The organism is Segatella copri, from assembly GCF_003465495.1.
In the GTDB taxonomy this organism is placed as follows: domain Bacteria; phylum Bacteroidota; class Bacteroidia; order Bacteroidales; family Bacteroidaceae; genus Prevotella; species Prevotella copri_G.
Genome location: NZ_QSAV01000020.1, coordinates 39,700 through 58,702 on the forward strand (window position 1 = coordinate 39,700; position 19,003 = coordinate 58,702).

The window sequence follows — 19,003 nt, forward strand, 5'->3', positions numbered from 1 at the left end:
TTGCCCTTTGCATCCCATATCGCCTTGGTCACGCTCAGCTTGCAACTGAACTGTGCGATAGTTCCGTTGATTGTCACTCGTCCCATGATAGGGACAACTCCGTTTCTCTCCTTGCTTCCATTTACATAGAAGACTGTCTTGAATGTACTTCTCATAATTGTTTGCTTTTTGTTCAGTGCAAAATTAAACTATGAGAGCTGCATGGCAAATTCACAACCTGTGCAGAATGGAGAAACAAGAACCGACACCGTTAAAAAAGCTCATTAGGGCGTTTTTCTGAGGTAATGAATTGAAAGCGTTTCCACTTCTCAAATCTGCTATTTTCGCATTTCCTCACGAACGTCACTTAAAGCCAACAACTGCCACAACCACTTGAAACTCAAAACAAAAGCCCAAATCTGCTATTTTTTGCTTTTTTAGTCATTCTTTTTCCAGAAAAAAGGCTTTAAAGAGTCTCTTTTTCGGCATTTTACGGTTTTTGAATGTGTATTCATGTACACACCTATACATATATACATGTATTCACGTCCACATGACCAACAACAATGAAAGTTAGATTTTCCTAATTGCGTCCACAGTGCGGACGTAATCCAAAAAGTTGCTATTTTTGCATCGAAGTATTCATATACGAATATCTGCGTACAAAAACAGCAACTTTCTTTTGCTGGATTTTCAACGATTAAATTACCTCTGTCGCACCACAAAAACCGTTTTAACCCCGATATTTGTAATTTTATTGCAGATTACGGGGTTAAATCCTGTTTTTATATATGTTTAAGGCTTTTACTATCAATAAACCAGTGAATAGTTCACATTGAAATAGGAGTCTGAAATCTTCATGGTTGTAATCACCATGGATTTTTCCTGGTTGGTGAAGCAGTACTGCAGGCTGGCTTCATCGGCTGAAACAAGCGTGTAGTGCTTCTTCAGATAGTCAATGACAAGCCCACGGTTCACACTTTGCTCCGTATCAATGACAGAATAGAGCGAACCGTTAAGACGGGAGAAGCTGTAAAGAACGCCTTCACTACCCTGCCCTGTCATATAGGTCAACGGGATGTTGTCGCCGGAAGTCTCAGCCACCTGGCGGTAACGCTTCATGGATTGAGCCATATAGCTCTTGACCTCATCCACATTCGCACCCATGATGTGGAATGGCTCTGTCCAAACGTCCAGTTTGGTTTCCGGATTTCCGATGTCCTCCGTCGGGTCATCATTGCCGCAAGAGGTGAATACTACTGGTGAAGCCATCATCATCAGAAGGATGGCGATTGAAAGATACTTTTTCATTTTCATGACTTTTCGTTTTTGATGTTATTTAATTTCATTATATTCATATCCACATGTGGACATGTATTAACGTCTATATGTATATATGTATCAACGTACACGTGTATCAATGTATTCATGTGTACATGGCTACACGTCCACACTTTCTACATAACTTCTCGGATGGTTTTAGTCCTGATTTTCTTGACCTTACCATATTTCGACTCATACGCTTCAACGCCTTGTTTCATGACGTATTCCATAAAGGAGCGGATGGTGAAACCTTCCTTTCGGGCGATGGTCTGAACCTTGTCAACGAGTTCCTTTGAGCAGATAAAGGAGAAATGTCGCCAGGGTTCATCATTGGGCGAATCGCTCTCTGTCTGAGAGTTGGGAGCAGAAATCTGTTGCTCCTGAGGATTCCCAGGAGACCTGTCAAATCTGTCCTGCGGATGAATGGCAGCCTTACCGAGAATGTTGCCAAGCAGGATGTCCATATTCTTCTTTGCCATAGTCTTTACTGATTACGTGAAATAATTTCTTCTGTCAATGCCTGATAGTCCTTCGCTCCGTTCGACTGAGGGTCGTACTCGAAGATGCTCTGACCGCTGCCTGCCGATTCTGCCAGGGCGATGTTTTCTCGGATGCGAGTCTTCATGGTGATAGTCTCATAACGGGACTTCACGGCTTGCTCAACCACCTTGTTCAATTTGCGATGGTTGAATCTGGCGATAAAGACTCCTCCAAGTCTGAGGTTCGGCTTCACTCGCTGCAAGGTCGAGACAAAGGAATCGAGCATTCGCATTCCTTTCAGAGGAAGAAGCTCTGGAGTCATCGGAACGATGATTTCATCTGCAGCAAGGAAAGCGTTTGTGGTAACGATTCCCAAAGATGGAGGACAGTCTATGAGAATGTAGTCATAGTTCTGCTTCACGGGTTCGAGCAGTCGGCTCAGCAGCTGTTCTCTTGCCAGGAGATTGGTCAAGGCAATCTCTGCGCTTGCCATTTCGAGGGAAGAAGGAACGAGGTCGAGGTTCTCCCTGACGTGCTTCACTGGCAGGGGTGCGCCATCAACCAGAGAGTCAAAGATACTTGCCTGCACCTCATCTTCATTTGGGATGAAATACAGGGTAAGATTTGCCTGACCGTCAAGGTCTATGAGCAGGACTTTCTTGCCCATACGTGCCATACAAGCCCCGATGGAGGCTGTAGAGGTGGTCTTCGAAACGCCACCTTTATGATTGGCGAATGTAATGATTTTCAATGACATAATATAAAATCTTTTGTATATATGTATTAACGTATTCATGTGTACATGGCTCCACGTGTACGTGGCTACATGTATTAACGTGTACAAAGGTACGGGTATCTGGCGAAAGTTCCTTCACGCTTCCCCTAACAACCCAAAGTGTCAGGGGAAACGTCAGGATTTGAGGGGGCATTTATTCAAAAGTGAAGGTGCGGATGTAGAAATAGGTGTCATCGTCCTCATACTCATATTCATTGATGAAGTCCATCATCTGCTCATCGGTTCGCTCTCCCTGCTCAATGCCGGTCTTGGAAGTCCATTCCCTGATGGCTTCCCCGATAGTGCCGTAAACATCATCGCAACAATCCTCGAATGGTTCGCCGGATGCGCTGACGCAGCATTCTTCGGGAAAATAATCTCCTTCATCGTGGGTGTAATAGACCTCACATCCACACTCGCAGCATCTGTAGGAAATGCTCAGTTCATCATCCAAGAGTCGGTTTATCTCAAAGAAGAGGTCATTGCAAGCATCCCAGGCTGTTTCGGTCTCGAAGGAAAGCAGACTGGTGTCTTCATCCTCCTCATACTCTGCCCAGTAGATGTGACCACGCACGCTGATGTGCTTCTTCTGATAGTCGATTCCATAGTGCTTGGCGAGGTCATCCAGCCAGATGTTCCTGCTGTTCACCTCCATGCGCTGAAGGGTGTTCCAAAGGTTGCTTACTGCCTTTTGGGTTCCTGTAACCTTATAGGTTGTTGTTGCCTGATTAGCCATTGTCTTGTATATTTATTTGATTACCATTCTGTATAATAACTCTGGTCGTTGGATTCACATTCCTCTGCCCATTCCTCATCTGTGAAGTCGCTATGCAGACAATCCTTGCTGCAATAGTAGGCTACTCCCATGTCTGCACAATAACCCTCACGCATCAGCTTGCCGCATTCAGAGCATCGTCTGCAAGCCCTGTCGGTGTTCCACCAATAGTCCACGAAAGACTCTGCCACCACGTCCTCGCTTGTGTTCTCATCCCATTTGTCAAGATAGAATGAAGCAAACTGGTTCAACTCCTGCTCACTGAAGAGTTCCTTGTCTGTGCCGTTCACCGCCTGGGTTAGTCGGCTGAGAATTGATTTCATTGTTGTCATAATGCCATCTGATTTTATCTCCCTTTCGTAGATCAACTACTTCGGGGATGGTTAAAAATTATGTTGCATCCAGAAGGTGTTATGGCTATCCATACAAGGTTTTGTCTGCAAAATACTACTCGAATGGTGTGGAGATTTTTCAGCAAAGCAGCGCCCTGACCTTGTAAAGATAAGACAGAACCGTTACCTTCGCAACAGAATTCTTACCTATTCCCAGAAGTCGATGAATGAAATCCTCCTATAACTGGCTATCCTTTCAGCAAGGAAAAGTACAGGCATAAAAAAAGCGACCCGAAGGCCGCTCTTAATAAATATACAAATCTTATATTCTACTTATGTTCAATTGTCAGCACTACATACTCCGACTGAGTGCCTATGCGAAATTTTCCACCCCAGATTCCCATGCCAGAACTGATGTAGTATCGGGTATTGCCCTTTTGAAGTGCGCCATAGGCTTTCTCGTATAATGCATCGGTAATCCAGGAGACTGGCCAAACCTGTCCGTGGTGGGTGTGTCCACTAAACTGGAAGTCTATGCCGTTTTGTTCAGCTTCTTCCAAATGATAAGGCTGGTGGTCGAGAAGAATGAGAAACTCATTCGAATATTTTCCATGATGCAAGTCAGAAATGAAGCCCTTCTTTCTTGCCTCTTCCATAATCATCGCCAGGGATTTGCGCTGGATATTCGTGCGGTCGTCCCTGCCGATGATGCACAGATTGCCTATCTTTGCTACACTATCCTGCAGCAACGTAATGCTTGCTTCGCGATAAAATCGCCTTACCTTTGGTTGGTTGCTGTAATACTCATGGTTGCCAAGACAAGCATAGACAGGGGCTGTCAGACGATGAAACTCTGCAGCTACGTTCTCTTCCATCAAAGGACGGACGCTGTTGTCTATGATGTCTCCCGCAATCAATATGAGGTCGGGCTGCTCAGCATTGATCATGTCCACCCATTTCCTGAAGTCAGAACGGCGGTTGTGATAACCGAGATGAAGATCGCTAAGAAGTACAATCTTTGTACTCTTCTTTTCTAAACTGATAGCCTTATCGGTCTTGATATCAATCTGTTCTCTCGCCTTATTATTATAGTGTATGTTGCCATAGCCGAAAATCAGCAGCATGAAGGCAAAAATGCCGATAGAAGTATAACCATTGTCAAATAGCCAAGCTTTAGGCACTATATGAACAAGGCGGCCAACGTCGAGCACGAGGAACAGCATCACCAGATACAACAGGATGAAGATAAAGGAAAAGCCCACTTCATAAACTGCTGTTGCCGCAAAAAGTGGCATTTTCTCTAACGCTCCCGAAAAGGCGATGAATATGGTACTGAACCACATAACTAAAACTCCCACTGCCACCCATTTCATGGCAATGGAAAAAGGCAGTAAATGCCACATTCGCCAAGCGGTATAAAGAACACCGACTATCGGCAATATCTGAAAGATAATCAACCAAATATATTTCATTATTACTATATTGCTAAGACCGTATCACGGCTCTATCCTTATATTTTACGTATATTTATGTAAAGTGCAAAAATACTCTTTTATTTGGAAATAACCATGTTTATCTTAAAGAAAATCAGGTTTTTGCATACATTTTAACCTTTCTGTATAAAAAATGCAAAAAACTTTGGCTTTACCAGTTTATTTTAATATATTTGCATCGTTTTAATAGGGTATTAAAATGAAGCAGAATGATTAAAATGAGAAATGATGTCATCATATTAGGAAGACCTATACAGCTGCAAGAACGGAAGAAGGCGCAGATGAAAGGTGTCACCATTGGAGATTCACTTGCATACAAGTCCTTCGATGGCGAATACCACGGTATGTCCTTACTTTTCGCCGAACCTAAAGGAAAGGTAGCTCCACCACGAAGTTTGGCCATTACAGCAAGCAATCTCGCTTCACTGTTCAAACTTCCTGTCGTATTCCTGCTGCCAAACTGTCCAGCTTATGAAAGACAGAGACTCATAGACAAAGATGTTTATTTCATAGTCTCGGACAAATACGTTCATTTACCTATGCTTTTGGCTAATGAGCGCATTCGCAAGACCAAGCAGGCTAAGGCTCTGTCACCAGTAGCCCAATACCTGCTACTCTATCATCTGCAGATAGAGAGTATTGAAGGATTGGCTGCACGTGACATAGAAGATAAAATACCTTATTCATACGCAAGCATTACGCTTGGAATAACTTGCCTTGAAGACTTGGGACTTTGCCTGAAAGTATCTGATGGATCTAAGCGAAAGGTCGTCCACTTCGACAAGAATGGAAAGGAACTGTGGGAGCAGGCTCAACCGTTCCTCCTCAATCCTGTAGAAGAACGCATTTTCTGTGACGACCTGCTTTCAGACTATCATTTCCCTGGATGCGGAATCAATGCACTTGCGCATTATACATGGCTGAATCCAGATTCTGAAAGGATGATTATGATGCCAGTCAAACAACTCCGGGAATTCAAATCATCAGGAGTTTTGGTGCGACCTAACGAATTTGATGGCAACATTATCATCGAGGCATGGAAATATCCACCTGTCACCGCCATTGGTACCAAAGCTGAATGGGTGGACAGATTATCATTGGCCATTTCACTGAGTGAGGATGAAGACCCACGAGTGGAAGGCGAAGTTGAACGTTTAATTAATGAAATAGAATGGAAGGATTAGAGAAATTTCGTGAGACTTTTGAAGCCAACTTCTCTTGATCAGAATTCATCATTCATCGAGGCTTTATTGGAACAATTAGACGAATTATTTACAACTGAACAATTATGAAAATACAATATGCATCAGACCTCCACCTGGAGTTTGCCGACAACTGGAGATTCCTGAAGGAGAATCCCCTGCAAGTAACAGGAGATATTCTCATTCTGGCTGGAGACATTGGCTACCTGGGAGGCGAGAACTATTCCAAGCATCCCTTCTGGGACTGGGCTTCTGAGAACTATCAGCAAGTTATAGCCTGCATGGGCAACCATGAGTTCTACAAATACTATGACATTGCCAAGCTTAACGATGGCTATTGTCTTGAAATACGTCCCAATGTTCACAGCTATTATAATGCTGTTGTTCACATTGGAGACACCGACCTCTTCATAACAACATTGTGGTCTAAAATTCCACTGAAGGAGGCATATTATACAGAACAAGTCATAAGCGACTTCCGACGCATCATCTTCAATGGAGATCTTCTAACGTTTGCAGACTTCAACCGTGAACATGAAAGATGCCTGTCTTTCTTGAAAGATGCTGTTTCATGCAGCAAGGCCAGAAGAAAGATAGTTGTCACACATCATGTTCCGTCTTTCCAGATGCAATGTCCCAAGTTCGCTGACAGTCAAGCCAATGGTGCCTTCACCGTGGAATTGGAAGAGTACATCAAGAATAGCGGCATAGATTACTGGATATTCGGTCACTCTCACTACAACGTGGATGTGAAGATAGGCAATACCAACTGTGTGTCAAATCAGCTGGGATATGTATTTCATGGGGAACATGAATCATTCAATCCTGGAAAATATATTGAAGTATGAAACAGCATTAAATCGTTAAAACAATGGACGCAAAAGAAAAAGTATTAGCAACAATGAGAGAGGCAGGACAGCCTCTTAACGCAGGTAAAATTGCAGAACTCAGCGGTCTCGACCGCAAAGAGGTAGATGCAGCTATGAAGCAGCTGAAGGCAGAGGGCGCAATTGTCTCTCCTGTTCGTTGCAAATGGGCACCTGTAGAGTGATGGTACAGGACTCGACAACATATTATTTATGACCGAGGACAACCGTACATATATAGCTATCGACCTGAAATCGTTCTTCGCTTCCGTGGAATGCGCAGAACGTGGTCTCGATCCGCTCACCACCAATCTTGTTGTTGCAAATGTAAGAAATATATGGAATTCAAGCACTGGAAGCTATAATGGCTTTTACAGGAGAAATAATAAGTAGAAAAAATCAGCATCCATGACCAGATTGATTCAAGGAATGAGCTGTTTCCTGAAACAAGGCCGTCCAATGAATTGGAAATGATGGGAGTATGGCATCAAGCTGAACCGTAGTTAATCATTCTGGTTCAATCAAGAGAAAGGGTATATCCGACAAATCACAAGAAAAAGAATAAATAGCATGAAAAAGATACTGTTCCTACATGGTTTCTTTGCTACTGGCAGTTGTCCTATGGCGAGAGCACTGAGGGAGGCCTTTGATGGTCAAGCTATCGTGCTGACTCCCGACCTGCCTCTCCATCCCAAGGAAGCATTGAAATACATACGCATTCTTATCGACAAGGAGAAGCCTGACCTGCTCATAGGCAACAGTTGCGGTGCTTTCCTTGCACAGATGCTTTCTCCTGTTGTGGGCATCCCTGCCCTACTTGGCAATCCTCATTTCAAGATGACGGACTTCCTGAGCGGACGCATTGGCGAACATGAGTACAAGGCTCCACGCATGGACGGTAACCAGAAAATTATCATCAACGAAACACTCATCAATGAGTTTGGGGAACTCGAAGCCACACAGTTTGACTGTTGTAATCCTTATTACAAGGATCGGGTGTGGGGACTCTTTGGTGAACAAGACACACTGGCTCATTTTGAACCGTTGTTCTTGCAGCACTATAACAACAGTTATCACTTCCCTGGCGGACACACGCCCACAGAGCTGGAAGTCAAGACTTGGTATGCCCCGTTGGCACAGAAGATGATCATGGAGGTGACTGCAAACCAACCGATGAAGCATCGAGAGCAGAAGCCAAACTTGTTTGGATTATGCCGAGTCGCGACAGAGGAAGACGAAGTCAATTATGCGGCTAAAGATAAGGTGGTAATCGTGACAGGCGGTGCGCATGGCATCGGCAAATGTATCGCTGAGGAGTTCCGCAAGAAAGGGGCTTCGGTGGCGGTCATTGATATGCGAGAGGGAGAGCATTTCGTTGGAGATATCTCCAAGAAGGAGGTGTTGGAAGCCTTTGCCGATGAAATAATCGGCAAATACGGTAAGGTGGATTATATCATCAACAATGCCCTTCCTCTGATGAAGGGGCTGGATGTATGTACGTGGGAGGAGTTTCAGTATGCCTTGACAGTCGGGATTACTGCACCTTTCTATCTTGTCAAGCTGCTTGCTCCGTATCTTGCTGAGGGAGCATCGATAGTAAACATATCATCCTCGCGTGACCGCATGAGTCAGCCGCAGACAGAGAGCTACACTGCTGCTAAGGGAGGTATTGCTGCCCTCACCCACGCCCTTGCCGTCACACTTCGTGGCAAGGCAAGGGTCAACTCCATTTCTCCTGGATGGATAGACACGGACTTTAAGGAATACGAAGGCGCAGATGCGGTGCAGCAGCCAGCAGGACGTGTTGGCAACCCGATGGACATCGCCAATATGGTGCTATTCCTCTGCTCCGACAAGGCAGGATTCATCACAGGCGAGAACATCTGTATCGACGGTGGCATGACCCGGCAGATGATTTACCATGGCGATCATGGTTGGACATTAACCGAGATGCAATAATGAAAATCAAAATATAGGAAGACAATGAAGAAGATACTTTTTATCATCGGTTCCTTACGCAAGGAATCGTTCAACAAGAAGCTCGCCAAAGAGGTGGAAGAGATGCTTGCCGGGCGTGCGACGGTGGAATATCTCGACTATTCGGATGTGCCGCTGATGAATCAGGACATCGAGTTTCCTGCGCCCGAAGCGGTCAAGAGAGTGAGGGGCAAAGTAGCAGAGGCGGATGCACTCTGGATATTCTCGCCTGAATATAATTACAGTTACCCCGGTCATTTGAAGAATCTCATTGATTGGCTGTCACGTCCGCTCATGGCAGGTGACCGTCAGACTCCGCTTGCCATCAACGGCAAGAAGGTGGCGCTGAGCGGTGCTGGTGGTGCTTCGGCAACAGCCAAGTGCCGTGGGAAGCTGACCGGACTGCTCACGCTGCCGTTTATCCGTGCAGAAGTAATGACAGAACCTCAGACGGGCATCCAACTGAACATGGAGGCTTGGACGGAAGGGCGCATGATGCTGACCGAAGAACAAATGACGAATCTAAGATTGCAGGTGGACGCTTTCCTTGAATACATTGGATAAATGGAAGAAATCATCTGTTATCTCCTTGCCGTCAACATTGTCACATTCCTCCTGTACGGCATTGACAAGTACAAGGCAAAGAAAGGCAAATGGCGCATATCAGAGGCTACCCTGCTGACGATGGCTGCCATTGGTGGCAGTATCGGAGCATGGGCAGGTATGCGACTTTGGCATCACAAGACGATGCACAAGAAATTCAAGTATGGCATACCTGTAATAATCATCTTGCAGGTCGCCTTAGCAGTATATCTGCTAACAAATTTTGAATGAACAATGAATAAAAGAGAATACGCACAAGCCAACCGAACGAGCAGAGAGAGCAGAGATGAGCTTGCTCAATCTATGCCTTGCAAGGAGGAGGAAGGCGAAGCCAACTGCACATCTACAGGAATGGGAAAAAGATTCTCATTCTGGCAGGTAAGGCACAACCGAAGGTAATACGCGAAGATAAATTGAATGAATTGATAACAATATTAATAACACATTAAATCGTTAAAACAATGGACGCAAAAGAAAAAGTATTAGCAACAATGAAGGAGGCAGGCCAGCCTCTCAACGCAGGTAAAATCGCAGAACTCAGCGGTCTCGATCGCAAAGAGGTAGAGATACATCAAATCATATTCAACCCCACGGGAGGAACTCAACGAGTGAGCGAAATCCTACTCTTTCTGCTTCTCACCTTTTTCCTGGCTTACATCCAGACTACAGAGGTGAAAGGTCAATCCTCATATTTTTCATATGGGGCAAGCATTATGAATGGAGAATTATATTGCGGTCATCAGGAGGATAGTGCTTTTGCCATGCATAGCGTCATGAAATTTCCACAGGCTTTATACGTAGCAGACTACTTGCACAAGAAAGGACTGACACTTAGCGACTCTGTTCTTGTAAACAAGGATAGTCTGGACGCTGAGACATGGTCGCCTATGCTTTCAATATTTGAAGGTATGCGTTATTTCACGTTTGCTGAGTTAATGGAATGGTCATTGAAACAGAGCGACAATAATGCGTGCGACCTTTTGTTTGCATCATGCGGACAGCCGGATGCAGTAGAGAAATATATCCATACGCTTGGATTCAAAGACATCCATGTGCAACTGACGGAGAAGGAGATGAAAAAGAATCCTCATAGAGCCATAGAAAACTCAGCCACTCCAAAAGAAATGGCAAGGCTCTTGGAGTGGTTTTATCTTCATAGGGATGACAACAAGAATCTCTCCTTTATCTGGGATACAATGGCTGATTGTAATACGGGTCAGCAACGCATAGCAGCAGTCTTGCCCAAAGACGGCAAACTGATTCACAAGACAGGTTCTGGTTTTCCTTCTTCTGACGGAAGACAAGATAGAAACGATGTTGGAATCGTTCTTTTGCCCGACGATTCTCACTTATCAATTGCCATCTTCTTGCAAAAGTCAAAAGAGGAGAAAGAGGTGGCAGAGATTGCAGAACAATGTTTGATGCGCATCCAGGCGGATAATTTCCTTCTCAACATTCCGCCAGATCTACAACACAAACAGACCTTGGCTATACTCAGAGCTATAGATGGAGATAATAAAGAGTTGATGGCTGTCCGCAATGCCCGGAATGCTCCACCCAAGTATTCTGACCATGTGGAAACAAAAATGATTACCCCAAACATGCGCCTTTATGAGCCCAAGGGAAGTCAAGACCAACGCCTTCCAGTCTTGTTGTATCTGCATGGAGGTGGCTGGACTTTTGGCAGCATCAACAGTTGTGGAAGGTTCTGTGATGCCCTGGCTGCATCGGGCAAGATGAGAGTTATAGCTCCTGACTATCGTTTGGCTCCAGAGCACCCTTATCCTGAAGGACTGGACGATTGTATCTCTGCCGTGAATTACATCATCGACCATGCTGCAGAGCTGCATATTGATGTCAACCACATCACCATTGGCGGTGACAGTTCGGGAGGCAACCTTGCCCTGGCCACAGCTTTGTCAGAAACATGCCGCGGCAAAATAGAATCCTTGCTTCTGTTCTACCCTGTGACAAAGGCTTTTGACGATGGTTCGGAATCATGGAAGCAATATGGTAAAGGCTTTGGTTTGGATGCCGAAATCATGGAAGCTTTCAATCGGGCGTACACCATCAATGCAGACAATCGCTGTTCCGCCATCAGCGTAGGCCTGTGTAGTGATGAAGTGTTGAATATGCTTCCGAGAACTTTGCTCATAGCTGCAGAAAGGGATATTCTGCGCGATCAAGGATTGAATCTTGCAGAAAGAATGTGCGGACAGATACAGAGGATAGAATATAAAGGAGCCGTACATCTTTTCATCACAGTTCCCGGGCAGGATACGGCATTTGACAGAGCAGTCAAAGATGCCATTGGGTTTATCTGTAACAAATAATATAACGAAATATTCATTTATGAGCAAAATTGAAGAACTAAAGCAATTAATGTCTATTGAAGGCTGTAATACAGCACCAGACATCAAACGACATTTCGACCATATAGCAAAATTGTTGTTTGAATGTTTCGTCATTGAGTACGAAGGCTCACACTATTTATTCAATGATATTGAGTTCTATTATTACAACAAGAACCATCGAGACATTATTACACATCCACGTATCTCCAAGGCAATGCGATGGTATATAAACGATTTTGGTGGGATTGACTTAAATTTTGAAAGTTCGATAAAAGCCAAAATCATCTCCAATGACAAGAAGAAATCTTCAAAACATTATTTTTTGGATGATAATGCTTCTTTCGGCGGAATTCTTCTACGCAAATTAACGAAGAAAGATGGCAGTGAGATACTGGACGGTCCATGGGCTTGCGCTGAGCTTTTCAGGACTTTCAATGCAGTTAGTGAAGATGGTGATTTCCCTCGCCTGGTTGAACATAACAATGGCAGTGTAGCATATGTATGTGAGAAAAGAAAAAATCTTCGAACGCAACAGCAAAACATTGAAAAAAAAGTATGTAGCATTATTGGAAAATTTGAGTCATATCCAAAATTTGAACTCCTATGCAACGACTTCGCGATATTCGAGGAGAAAAGATATAGGTATGTTCGTTGTGAAAATCTGATGCATGATTCCGACACTAATGAAGTGTATTTCTCCACATGGCTAAAGGATAAACGTGACGGCCATCCAGAGTTCTATCATAGGCTTATTGACTTGCTGAATGATATTGGAATAACGACAAAAGAGTTACATTACACGGAGGATTACTGGGCTCGTGACTACATGCCCATTCAATTGGGAAAAGAAGAGTTCGTGAAGTATCGTTATTATCCAGATTATCTTGTAAATAGCAACAAACCAGGAGATGCTGACACAATAACAGATTGCACAAAAGTGCTACATGGAATGGGTATAAACTGTCGGAAAACAAACCTTATTATTGATGGTGGTAATATGGTTTGTTGTGGCCCTTATATCGTCATGACTGATAAGGTATATACAGAAAATCATTACGAAAAGGGAGACATGGCGTTCAAGCATAAATTGGAATCAGAACTTGGTCATCCTGTGATAATCATTCCTTGGACTTTACATGGAGATTTCAACTCTGATGATACTGATAAATATGGGCACTCTGATGGTTTTCTCAGGTGGTGTGGAGATAATCGTATTCTAATGGGAAACCATGGTGATGAATATCCAGAAGAAGCAAAAGAGATAAAAGATATTCTGGTAGAATATGGATTCTCTGTCACAGAAATGCGTTTCAACGATATTGTTTCTTCTCCTTGTAAAGAACTTAACTGGGCATATATTAATTTTCTTCAGGTTGGAAAGCATATTGTTATGCCATCCTTCAATATCGAGGAAGACAATATAGCGTATCAGTATGTCAAAAACGCCTTTCCTGATTGTCATATACATCTGTTAGAAATGACGGAAATAGCAAAAGAAGGAGGAGCTTTGCATTGTATTAGTTGGAACATTCAAAGATGAGGACTGAATAAACCCAACAATAATGACCGCACCGAGTATTGAATCATCAACACGAGAAGAGCGTTTGGATTATGTCCTGAACGAATGGAAATGTCTGCACAACTGTGAGCTGTGTGGCAAATGCCACGTCCTGAAAGGCAGAAGCGAAGAAATCCTCTATGCCGACTATATAGACGGCAAGCGTTCGTATATGGATATAACATTGGATATAAGAAGCAACAGATAATGGTGCCACAAAAATACATATATCCATCATTGTTCCTTAAGATAAATTGAATGAATTGATAACAAAATAAATAGAATAAAAATGAAATCATTTGGACAAAAATCGTGGATGCTTCCACAGCCGGTTTTGATTATCGGCACATACGACAAGAACGGCAAGCCCAATGCTATGAATGCAGCATGGGGCGGTCAATGGGACGCTAAAGAGATTATGATCTCCATGGGCGCACACGCCACCACAGAGAACCTGAACAGTTGCCCTGATTTCACCGTGGCATTTGCTACAAAACAGACCATGGTAGCTGCTGACTTCGTGGGCATTGTCTCTGCCAAGAACGATGCAGACAAGATGGCGAAGACAGGTTGGAAATGCGAGAAGTCAGAGAATGTAAATGCTCCCGTCTTCACCAACTTTCCGATGACATTGGAGTGCCGCATCAAGGAAAAGATTGACGAGTCGGAAGAGGGCTATTACATCGTGGCAGAGATAGTCAACATCCTTGTAGATGAGAACTATCTGGCAGAGGACGGCAAGCCCGACATGGAGAAGATGGAACTCATCGTGTTCGACCCGATACATCATGGTTACATCGAACTTGGCAAGACCATTGGAAAGGCATTCTCAGACGGCAAGGCTTTGAAATGATGACACTCAGATACATCTTCCATAGTGGATTCCTGCTTGAAACGGATCGGTACATCCTGGTCTTTGACTACTGGATGGATCCTGCCGATGTCATGAGTGGGTACATGAATACATGTAAACATGTGTACGTGTTTTCAAGCCACTTCCATGAGGACCACTTCACGAAAGCAATCTTCAGATGGAAGAATAGAATCCCCAATATCACATACATCCTGTCAAAGGATATACTCAAACGCAGAAGAGCGCAGAAAGAGGATACCGATGTATGGATGGCCAAAGGAACGGTATGGGAAGATGAGAACCTGAAAGTGTCAGCCACAGGCAGCAATGACAGTGGCGTGAGCTGGATTGTGGAGACAGAAGGTAAAACCATCTTTCATGCTGGTGACTTGTGCAACTGGTACGCACGCTTCCTTGTTGACGGCACGCCAGAAGGAGAGGTCTTCAGTGAAGAGTTTGGTCAATACATCAATCCTGTGGCAGAGGAAAAGCGGTTCCTTGGTGAACTGAAAGACATCCGAAAGATAACCGACTCGTTTGACCTCGTGATGTTTCCTGTGGACGGACGCATCGGCAATGGCTATACGCTTGGAGGGCGTCAATTTATAAATCGCTTCAAGGTTGGGTTGTTCGTTCCAATGCACTTTGTCATGAGTGGGTTTGAGAGTGCGTGGCGCATGGAGCCTTTCTGCAAAGAGAAGGACGTCTCCTTTTGGTGCATCGGACACGAAGGAGACAGCATAACAATATAGGTGGGTTCTATAAGTCACCCCATAATTGTTAACTCTTTTGACGGTGGGAATTTATAGAACCCACCTATAATAATAACACATTAAATCATCTAAACAATGGACGCAAAAGAAAAAGTATATGGAATACAAAGATAAAGTAGTCATCGTGACCGGTGGCGCACAAGGCATTGGCAAATGTATTGCCGAAGAGTTCAGAAAGCAAGAGGCCCTGGTAGAAGTCATCGACAAGCAAGAAGGACTGGATCATTTTGTTGGCGACCTCTCTAACAGATATGCTATTGAGGAGTTCACGAAACTGGTAATCGAAAAATATGGCAAGGTTGATTTCATCGTGAACAACGCCCTACCCCTGATGAAAGGCATTGACGAATGCTCATACGAAGAATTTGAGTATGCGCTCAAAGTGGGTGTAACAGCGCCTTTCTACATGGTGAAACTCCTGAAGGATCATCTTGCAGAAGGAGCTTCCATCGTCAACATTTCATCTTCTCGCGACCGCATGAGTCAGCCTCAGACAGAAAGCTACACGGCTGCGAAGGGCGGTATTGCAGCACTCACACATGCACTTGCCGTCAGTCTTGCAGGCAAGGCTCGTGTCAATTCCATCTCTCCAGGATGGATAGATACGGACTATCAAGTGTATGAGGGTCCCGATGCCTACCAGCAACCGGCAGGCCGTGTCGGCAATCCTCTCGACATTGCCAACATGGTACTTTTCCTCTGTTCCGAAAAGGCTGGTTTCATCACTGGCGAGAACATCTGCGTCGACGGTGGCATGACCCGACAGATGATTTACCATGGTGATTGCGGATGGAAACTGGAATAATACTCATATAGGAAATTGAGTAATAGTACACAAAACTATTGAGACCAATCCTTTTATCGGTCTCGTCTGAAATCGTTGCGTCCGTCACCATGCCACCATGCGCCCAGGAAAGCGAGGATGACGCGGAAAACGATGTAGATAACGATGATGTCAACAAATTCATTCATAAGCTTGATATTTAGCAAGTTATTCAATATATATTCACAACCGGAATGCCCAAACAGTTGGCTTTCTTGAAAGTGTAGTAGGTTCCCCCCTTCTCTCTCCCATCATAGAAGGCAATGAGAAGGGACGCATTCTCAACCATGAACTCGTCTCGGTCAAGAAAACATCGGGTGTAATAGTATTCTGAAAGGATGATCACCTCATCTGCAGAAGCCATCAATCCATCATAAACCATCCTGTCACCGGGCTTGAACCTATCTGCCTGACCTCTAAAAGGAATGGCTGCAGTAAGCGTCATTCCTGGGCAGGAAGGTTTCAGCGACTGCACTATCTGGGCTGCCATCAAGTCAATACCGATGGCGAATCCCGAAATAAAATTACTGATGCCATGCTCGTAAGCTTCGAGGATGGCTTTGGTCAATCGCTCTCTTATGACCTCTTTCTGCGAGAAGTTGTAAAAGCGATGACCTGTAAAGGCTGCCGAAACAGCCTTGTCAAACTTTGTCATGTTCTATCTTTTCATTGTTGTACGTATTTATATGATGTCTTGCCGAGGAAAATGCCGTTTGTTACGTGCGCCCCGACTTGTTCTAATTGTGCGGTGTAGGCACAGAATGAAGTGCCGGTAGTGACCACATCGTCCCAAATGCAGACTATCTTGTTTTTGAAGAAGTTCGCATCCACCTCAATATTATTCTTTTCCTTCAAGCGCTTTGCTCGCTCTTCCTTCTTGACCTTTGTGCCATGAACTGCGGTACGTTCGCCAACAACCTTGACATGGGAAAAGCCGTTGATTGCTCCTGAAAACTTGCAGACAAGTTCAGAGAAGTTCTTGTTGCGTGCCTCGTTACGCTCCTGGCTGCTTGCAGGAACGCAAGAGAAGACAACGCTGCGAACCTTACGACCAAACTTCTTGACAAGCATCTTTGCCACGCACTTCGCCACATCAACATGGTTTCGACCATCCTTGAAATCATAGATAACCTGGCGGTCGAAGAAAGCATCCATACCGATGTTCTTGATACGTACCGGATAATAGCGCAAAAAGCTGCTCAACTCCTTATCCTCCTGTCCCTTGATGTAAACCTGTACCATGTTCATAGCTTTAATTGTTGTTGCTTGGCAGGTAGCAGACATCAGCCACTACCCACCGAGAAAAATGTTTTCAATCGTAAAGTCTGCTGAGGAAAGACTGCAACTCTCTGTCGATGATTTCAGAAAGCTGACATGGTTGGAATGGCTTTCTCTGCTCCACTCTGACCTTGCCGAGTCCGAACTTGGTTGCGTCCAACTCCACACTTGCCATTTCATTGGCAGAAATGTAGCTGTACTCAGTCTCAGCCAAACCTACAACGATGCCAAAGAGCACAAAATCATCATTCTCTCGCTGTCCTTCAAGAATGTACCAGCGAGCGTTGCCGATGAAAAACACTGCGATGCAAACTGCATCCTTCTTTTTGCTATCCTGGGAATAGAGCGGATAGTCCTGCATTGCCTTCTCCAATTCTGGAGTAATCAGGCGGTTGTTGAAATCTTTTGCCATAGTCTCTAAATTTTTTCTCCCTTTCGTTAAGTCCTTTCGGACTTGGGATCGGGAAGCTTTTTCTGCTTTTCAAAGTGCGTACAAGGCAATAAGGCAAGTCTGATGGGAAAAATACTCTTTTGCATGTTACATGGAAAAGGAAGATTGTTACCGAATCACGACTTGCTATTTGCCAAATACGCGATAACTTTGCAGAAAAAGAATCCCGAAATCCCAAAGACGATACGGCATCAAAGCCTTCTGGTTTCAGTAAGAAGAAAAAGTATAACAGGGAATGACTGCAGGGATAGAAAAGCCGGGTGGGAATAGGCCAAGCAAGTATCAACAGTTTAAAAGCCAGCGTGTTATTCCTTCGTAAGTCGATAAAATCGGCCTGCGAAAGAACAACACCCTGGCTAACTGTTCATGCTTACTGGACTATGGCGTGGGCGAAGATTATAAAGAAGGAAAACCGAAAGATTTATAAGGAAAGACAGAATGCTTATAAAGAAGAAGACCAGTATATTATAATAAGGTGGAAGGGAGGGAAAATGAAGGTTGATGCTGTGAGCCAGTGACCTTCTCGACGAATGGACATGCAGTAGTGGCAAACTGATTAAGTGGGAATCGCTTGCGTCCCACCTACTCAGTTTGTAAGCTACCGCATGTCGTTTCGTGGGCACCTTCCGACTGAGGGACTTTGCACTTACGTCATGCTCTGCAGACATAACTGCAAAGTCTATCAGGTGGAACTCCAGTAGCATCCTTCATGGCGTGGGGCGAAGCATTATCATCTTGCTTATAAAAATGCAAATCTATAAAGGCCTGCTACTCATCATGGTATGAGGGCTTCAAGTTGTATTCATGTGTACACGTACACACCTATCCATGTATATATGTATTCACGTCCACATGAATACATTTTAAAAGAGGAAGACCAGGATATTATAATAAGGTTGGAAGGGAGGGAAAATGAAGGTTGATGCTGTGAGCCAGTGCCCTTCTCGACGAATGGACATGCAGTAGTGGCAAACTGATTAAGTGGGAATCGCTTGCGTCCCACCTACTCAGTTTGTAAGATACCGCATGTCGTTTCGTGGGCACCTTCCGACTGAGGGGCTTTGCACTTACGTCATGCTCTGCTGACATAAATGCAAAGTCTATCAGG

At 44.4% G+C, this 19,003-nt stretch carries 24 protein-coding genes; 14 read left to right on the forward strand and 10 right to left on the reverse strand.

Annotated features, from left to right (window positions below):
• The 7 genes from DWV53_RS16120 to DWV53_RS07500 all read right to left on the reverse strand — a co-directional run.
• On the reverse strand, positions 1-158 hold a 158-nt coding region (locus DWV53_RS16120), incomplete at its 3' end, for an Arm DNA-binding domain-containing protein (protein WP_259318941.1).
• 631 nt (positions 159-789) lie between these two features.
• Entirely contained in the window at positions 790-1,290 is a 501-nt protein-coding gene (locus DWV53_RS07475) for a hypothetical protein (protein ID WP_259318939.1), read from the reverse strand.
• Between the two features lie 146 nt (positions 1,291-1,436).
• On the reverse strand, positions 1,437-1,781 hold the full coding sequence (locus tag DWV53_RS07480; RefSeq protein ID WP_094881899.1) for a hypothetical protein: 345 nt from the start codon (positions 1,779-1,781) through the stop codon (positions 1,437-1,439).
• A 5-nt stretch (positions 1,782-1,786) separates the two neighbouring features.
• Complete coding sequence (locus DWV53_RS07485; RefSeq protein ID WP_181992445.1) at positions 1,787-2,539, reverse strand: ParA family protein; 753 nt, start codon at positions 2,537-2,539, stop codon at positions 1,787-1,789.
• Positions 2,540-2,711: 172 nt separating this feature from the next.
• Positions 2,712-3,293 carry a hypothetical protein gene (locus DWV53_RS07490; protein ID WP_118152725.1) on the reverse strand — a complete coding sequence of 194 codons (582 nt, stop codon included), beginning with the start codon at positions 3,291-3,293 and terminating at the stop codon, positions 2,712-2,714.
• Positions 3,294-3,313: 20 nt separating this feature from the next.
• Positions 3,314-3,664 (reverse strand): hypothetical protein, encoded by a 351-nt coding sequence (locus tag DWV53_RS07495; RefSeq protein WP_181992446.1) that lies wholly within the window; start codon positions 3,662-3,664, stop codon positions 3,314-3,316.
• A gap of 329 nt (positions 3,665-3,993) precedes the next feature.
• Complete coding sequence (locus DWV53_RS07500) at positions 3,994-5,136, reverse strand: metallophosphoesterase (RefSeq protein ID WP_118152729.1); 1,143 nt, start codon at positions 5,134-5,136, stop codon at positions 3,994-3,996.
• Between the two features lie 230 nt (positions 5,137-5,366).
• Between DWV53_RS07500 and DWV53_RS07505 the strand changes: the two genes are divergently transcribed.
• The 14 genes from DWV53_RS07505 (at position 5,367) to DWV53_RS07575 (ending at position 16,148) form a co-directional block, all read left to right on the forward strand.
• Positions 5,367-6,341: a hypothetical protein gene (locus DWV53_RS07505; RefSeq protein WP_259318940.1), complete on the forward strand. Its 975-nt coding sequence runs from the start codon at positions 5,367-5,369 to the stop codon at positions 6,339-6,341.
• 104 nt (positions 6,342-6,445) lie between these two features.
• The gene (locus tag DWV53_RS07510) at positions 6,446-7,207 is read left to right on the forward strand and encodes a metallophosphoesterase (protein WP_118152731.1); all 762 of its coding nucleotides are present in this window, start codon (positions 6,446-6,448) and stop codon (positions 7,205-7,207) included.
• Positions 7,208-7,230: 23 nt separating this feature from the next.
• Complete coding sequence (locus DWV53_RS07515; RefSeq protein WP_118152733.1) at positions 7,231-7,410, forward strand: transcriptional regulator; 180 nt, start codon at positions 7,231-7,233, stop codon at positions 7,408-7,410.
• A 28-nt stretch (positions 7,411-7,438) separates the two neighbouring features.
• On the forward strand, positions 7,439-7,618 hold the full coding sequence (locus tag DWV53_RS07520; protein ID WP_118152735.1) for a hypothetical protein: 180 nt from the start codon (positions 7,439-7,441) through the stop codon (positions 7,616-7,618).
• A 177-nt stretch (positions 7,619-7,795) separates the two neighbouring features.
• Positions 7,796-9,184: an SDR family oxidoreductase gene (locus DWV53_RS16125; protein ID WP_228113721.1), complete on the forward strand. Its 1,389-nt coding sequence runs from the start codon at positions 7,796-7,798 to the stop codon at positions 9,182-9,184.
• A gap of 24 nt (positions 9,185-9,208) precedes the next feature.
• Positions 9,209-9,766 carry an NADPH-dependent FMN reductase gene (locus DWV53_RS07540; RefSeq protein WP_118152737.1) on the forward strand — a complete coding sequence of 186 codons (558 nt, stop codon included), beginning with the start codon at positions 9,209-9,211 and terminating at the stop codon, positions 9,764-9,766.
• Entirely contained in the window at positions 9,767-10,036 is a 270-nt protein-coding gene (locus DWV53_RS07545) for a DUF1294 domain-containing protein (RefSeq protein WP_118152739.1), read from the forward strand.
• Between the two features lie 3 nt (positions 10,037-10,039).
• Entirely contained in the window at positions 10,040-10,204 is a 165-nt protein-coding gene (locus DWV53_RS15735) for a hypothetical protein (RefSeq protein WP_153113681.1), read from the forward strand.
• A 62-nt stretch (positions 10,205-10,266) separates the two neighbouring features.
• Positions 10,267-12,138: an alpha/beta hydrolase fold domain-containing protein gene (locus DWV53_RS07550; protein WP_118152741.1), complete on the forward strand. Its 1,872-nt coding sequence runs from the start codon at positions 10,267-10,269 to the stop codon at positions 12,136-12,138.
• A 19-nt stretch (positions 12,139-12,157) separates the two neighbouring features.
• A complete protein-coding gene (locus DWV53_RS07555; protein ID WP_118152743.1) occupies positions 12,158-13,699 on the forward strand; it encodes an agmatine deiminase family protein in 1,542 nt (513 codons plus the stop codon).
• A gap of 22 nt (positions 13,700-13,721) precedes the next feature.
• Positions 13,722-13,925: a hypothetical protein gene (locus tag DWV53_RS07560; protein WP_118152745.1), complete on the forward strand. Its 204-nt coding sequence runs from the start codon at positions 13,722-13,724 to the stop codon at positions 13,923-13,925.
• An 81-nt stretch (positions 13,926-14,006) separates the two neighbouring features.
• Entirely contained in the window at positions 14,007-14,570 is a 564-nt protein-coding gene (locus DWV53_RS07565) for a flavin reductase family protein (protein ID WP_118152747.1), read from the forward strand.
• Positions 14,570-15,322: an MBL fold metallo-hydrolase gene (locus DWV53_RS07570; protein WP_118152749.1), complete on the forward strand. Its 753-nt coding sequence runs from the start codon at positions 14,570-14,572 to the stop codon at positions 15,320-15,322. The genes DWV53_RS07565 and DWV53_RS07570 overlap by 1 nt, the downstream gene beginning before the upstream one ends.
• Positions 15,323-15,440: 118 nt before the next feature.
• Positions 15,441-16,148 carry an SDR family oxidoreductase gene (locus tag DWV53_RS07575; protein ID WP_118152751.1) on the forward strand — a complete coding sequence of 236 codons (708 nt, stop codon included), beginning with the start codon at positions 15,441-15,443 and terminating at the stop codon, positions 16,146-16,148.
• A 190-nt stretch (positions 16,149-16,338) separates the two neighbouring features.
• On the opposite strand, the gene DWV53_RS07580 is transcribed toward DWV53_RS07575, so the two are convergent.
• The 3 genes from DWV53_RS07580 to DWV53_RS07590 form a co-directional block, all read right to left on the reverse strand.
• The gene (locus DWV53_RS07580; RefSeq protein ID WP_117695753.1) at positions 16,339-16,821 is read right to left on the reverse strand and encodes an SLOG family protein; all 483 of its coding nucleotides are present in this window, start codon (positions 16,819-16,821) and stop codon (positions 16,339-16,341) included.
• 11 nt (positions 16,822-16,832) lie between these two features.
• Positions 16,833-17,414, reverse strand: a complete 582-nt coding sequence (locus tag DWV53_RS07585; protein ID WP_117695761.1) for a ribonucleotide-diphosphate reductase subunit alpha — start codon at positions 17,412-17,414, stop codon at positions 16,833-16,835.
• Positions 17,415-17,478: 64 nt separating this feature from the next.
• Positions 17,479-17,856, reverse strand: a complete 378-nt coding sequence (locus tag DWV53_RS07590) for a DUF2958 domain-containing protein (protein WP_118120397.1) — start codon at positions 17,854-17,856, stop codon at positions 17,479-17,481.
• Between the last annotated feature and the right edge of the window lie 1,147 nt (positions 17,857-19,003).

Bases quoted from the DNA above. Each gene is read 5' to 3' on its own strand.
- DWV53_RS07475 (WP_259318939.1), bottom strand. From the start codon at position 1,290: ATGAAAAAGTATCTTTCAATCGCCATCCTTCTGATGATGATGGCTTCA.
- DWV53_RS07480 (WP_094881899.1), bottom strand. From the start codon at position 1,781: ATGGCAAAGAAGAATATGGACATCCTGCTTGGCAACATTCTCGGTAAG.
- DWV53_RS07485 (WP_181992445.1), bottom strand. From the start codon at position 2,539: ATGTCATTGAAAATCATTACATTCGCCAATCATAAAGGTGGCGTTTCG.
- DWV53_RS07490 (WP_118152725.1), bottom strand. From the start codon at position 3,293: ATGGCTAATCAGGCAACAACAACCTATAAGGTTACAGGAACCCAAAAG.
- DWV53_RS07495 (WP_181992446.1), bottom strand. From the start codon at position 3,664: ATGACAACAATGAAATCAATTCTCAGCCGACTAACCCAGGCGGTGAAC.
- DWV53_RS07500 (WP_118152729.1), bottom strand. From the start codon at position 5,136: ATGAAATATATTTGGTTGATTATCTTTCAGATATTGCCGATAGTCGGT.
- DWV53_RS07505 (WP_259318940.1), top strand. From the start codon at position 5,367: ATGATTAAAATGAGAAATGATGTCATCATATTAGGAAGACCTATACAG.
- DWV53_RS07510 (WP_118152731.1), top strand. From the start codon at position 6,446: ATGAAAATACAATATGCATCAGACCTCCACCTGGAGTTTGCCGACAAC.
- DWV53_RS07515 (WP_118152733.1), top strand. From the start codon at position 7,231: ATGGACGCAAAAGAAAAAGTATTAGCAACAATGAGAGAGGCAGGACAG.
- DWV53_RS07520 (WP_118152735.1), top strand. From the start codon at position 7,439: ATGACCGAGGACAACCGTACATATATAGCTATCGACCTGAAATCGTTC.
- DWV53_RS16125 (WP_228113721.1), top strand. From the start codon at position 7,796: ATGAAAAAGATACTGTTCCTACATGGTTTCTTTGCTACTGGCAGTTGT.
- DWV53_RS07540 (WP_118152737.1), top strand. From the start codon at position 9,209: ATGAAGAAGATACTTTTTATCATCGGTTCCTTACGCAAGGAATCGTTC.
- DWV53_RS07545 (WP_118152739.1), top strand. From the start codon at position 9,767: ATGGAAGAAATCATCTGTTATCTCCTTGCCGTCAACATTGTCACATTC.
- DWV53_RS15735 (WP_153113681.1), top strand. From the start codon at position 10,040: ATGAATAAAAGAGAATACGCACAAGCCAACCGAACGAGCAGAGAGAGC.
- DWV53_RS07550 (WP_118152741.1), top strand. From the start codon at position 10,267: ATGGACGCAAAAGAAAAAGTATTAGCAACAATGAAGGAGGCAGGCCAG.
- DWV53_RS07555 (WP_118152743.1), top strand. From the start codon at position 12,158: ATGAGCAAAATTGAAGAACTAAAGCAATTAATGTCTATTGAAGGCTGT.
- DWV53_RS07560 (WP_118152745.1), top strand. From the start codon at position 13,722: ATGACCGCACCGAGTATTGAATCATCAACACGAGAAGAGCGTTTGGAT.
- DWV53_RS07565 (WP_118152747.1), top strand. From the start codon at position 14,007: ATGAAATCATTTGGACAAAAATCGTGGATGCTTCCACAGCCGGTTTTG.
- DWV53_RS07570 (WP_118152749.1), top strand. From the start codon at position 14,570: ATGACACTCAGATACATCTTCCATAGTGGATTCCTGCTTGAAACGGAT.
- DWV53_RS07575 (WP_118152751.1), top strand. From the start codon at position 15,441: ATGGAATACAAAGATAAAGTAGTCATCGTGACCGGTGGCGCACAAGGC.
- DWV53_RS07580 (WP_117695753.1), bottom strand. From the start codon at position 16,821: ATGACAAAGTTTGACAAGGCTGTTTCGGCAGCCTTTACAGGTCATCGC.
- DWV53_RS07585 (WP_117695761.1), bottom strand. From the start codon at position 17,414: ATGAACATGGTACAGGTTTACATCAAGGGACAGGAGGATAAGGAGTTG.
- DWV53_RS07590 (WP_118120397.1), bottom strand. From the start codon at position 17,856: ATGGCAAAAGATTTCAACAACCGCCTGATTACTCCAGAATTGGAGAAG.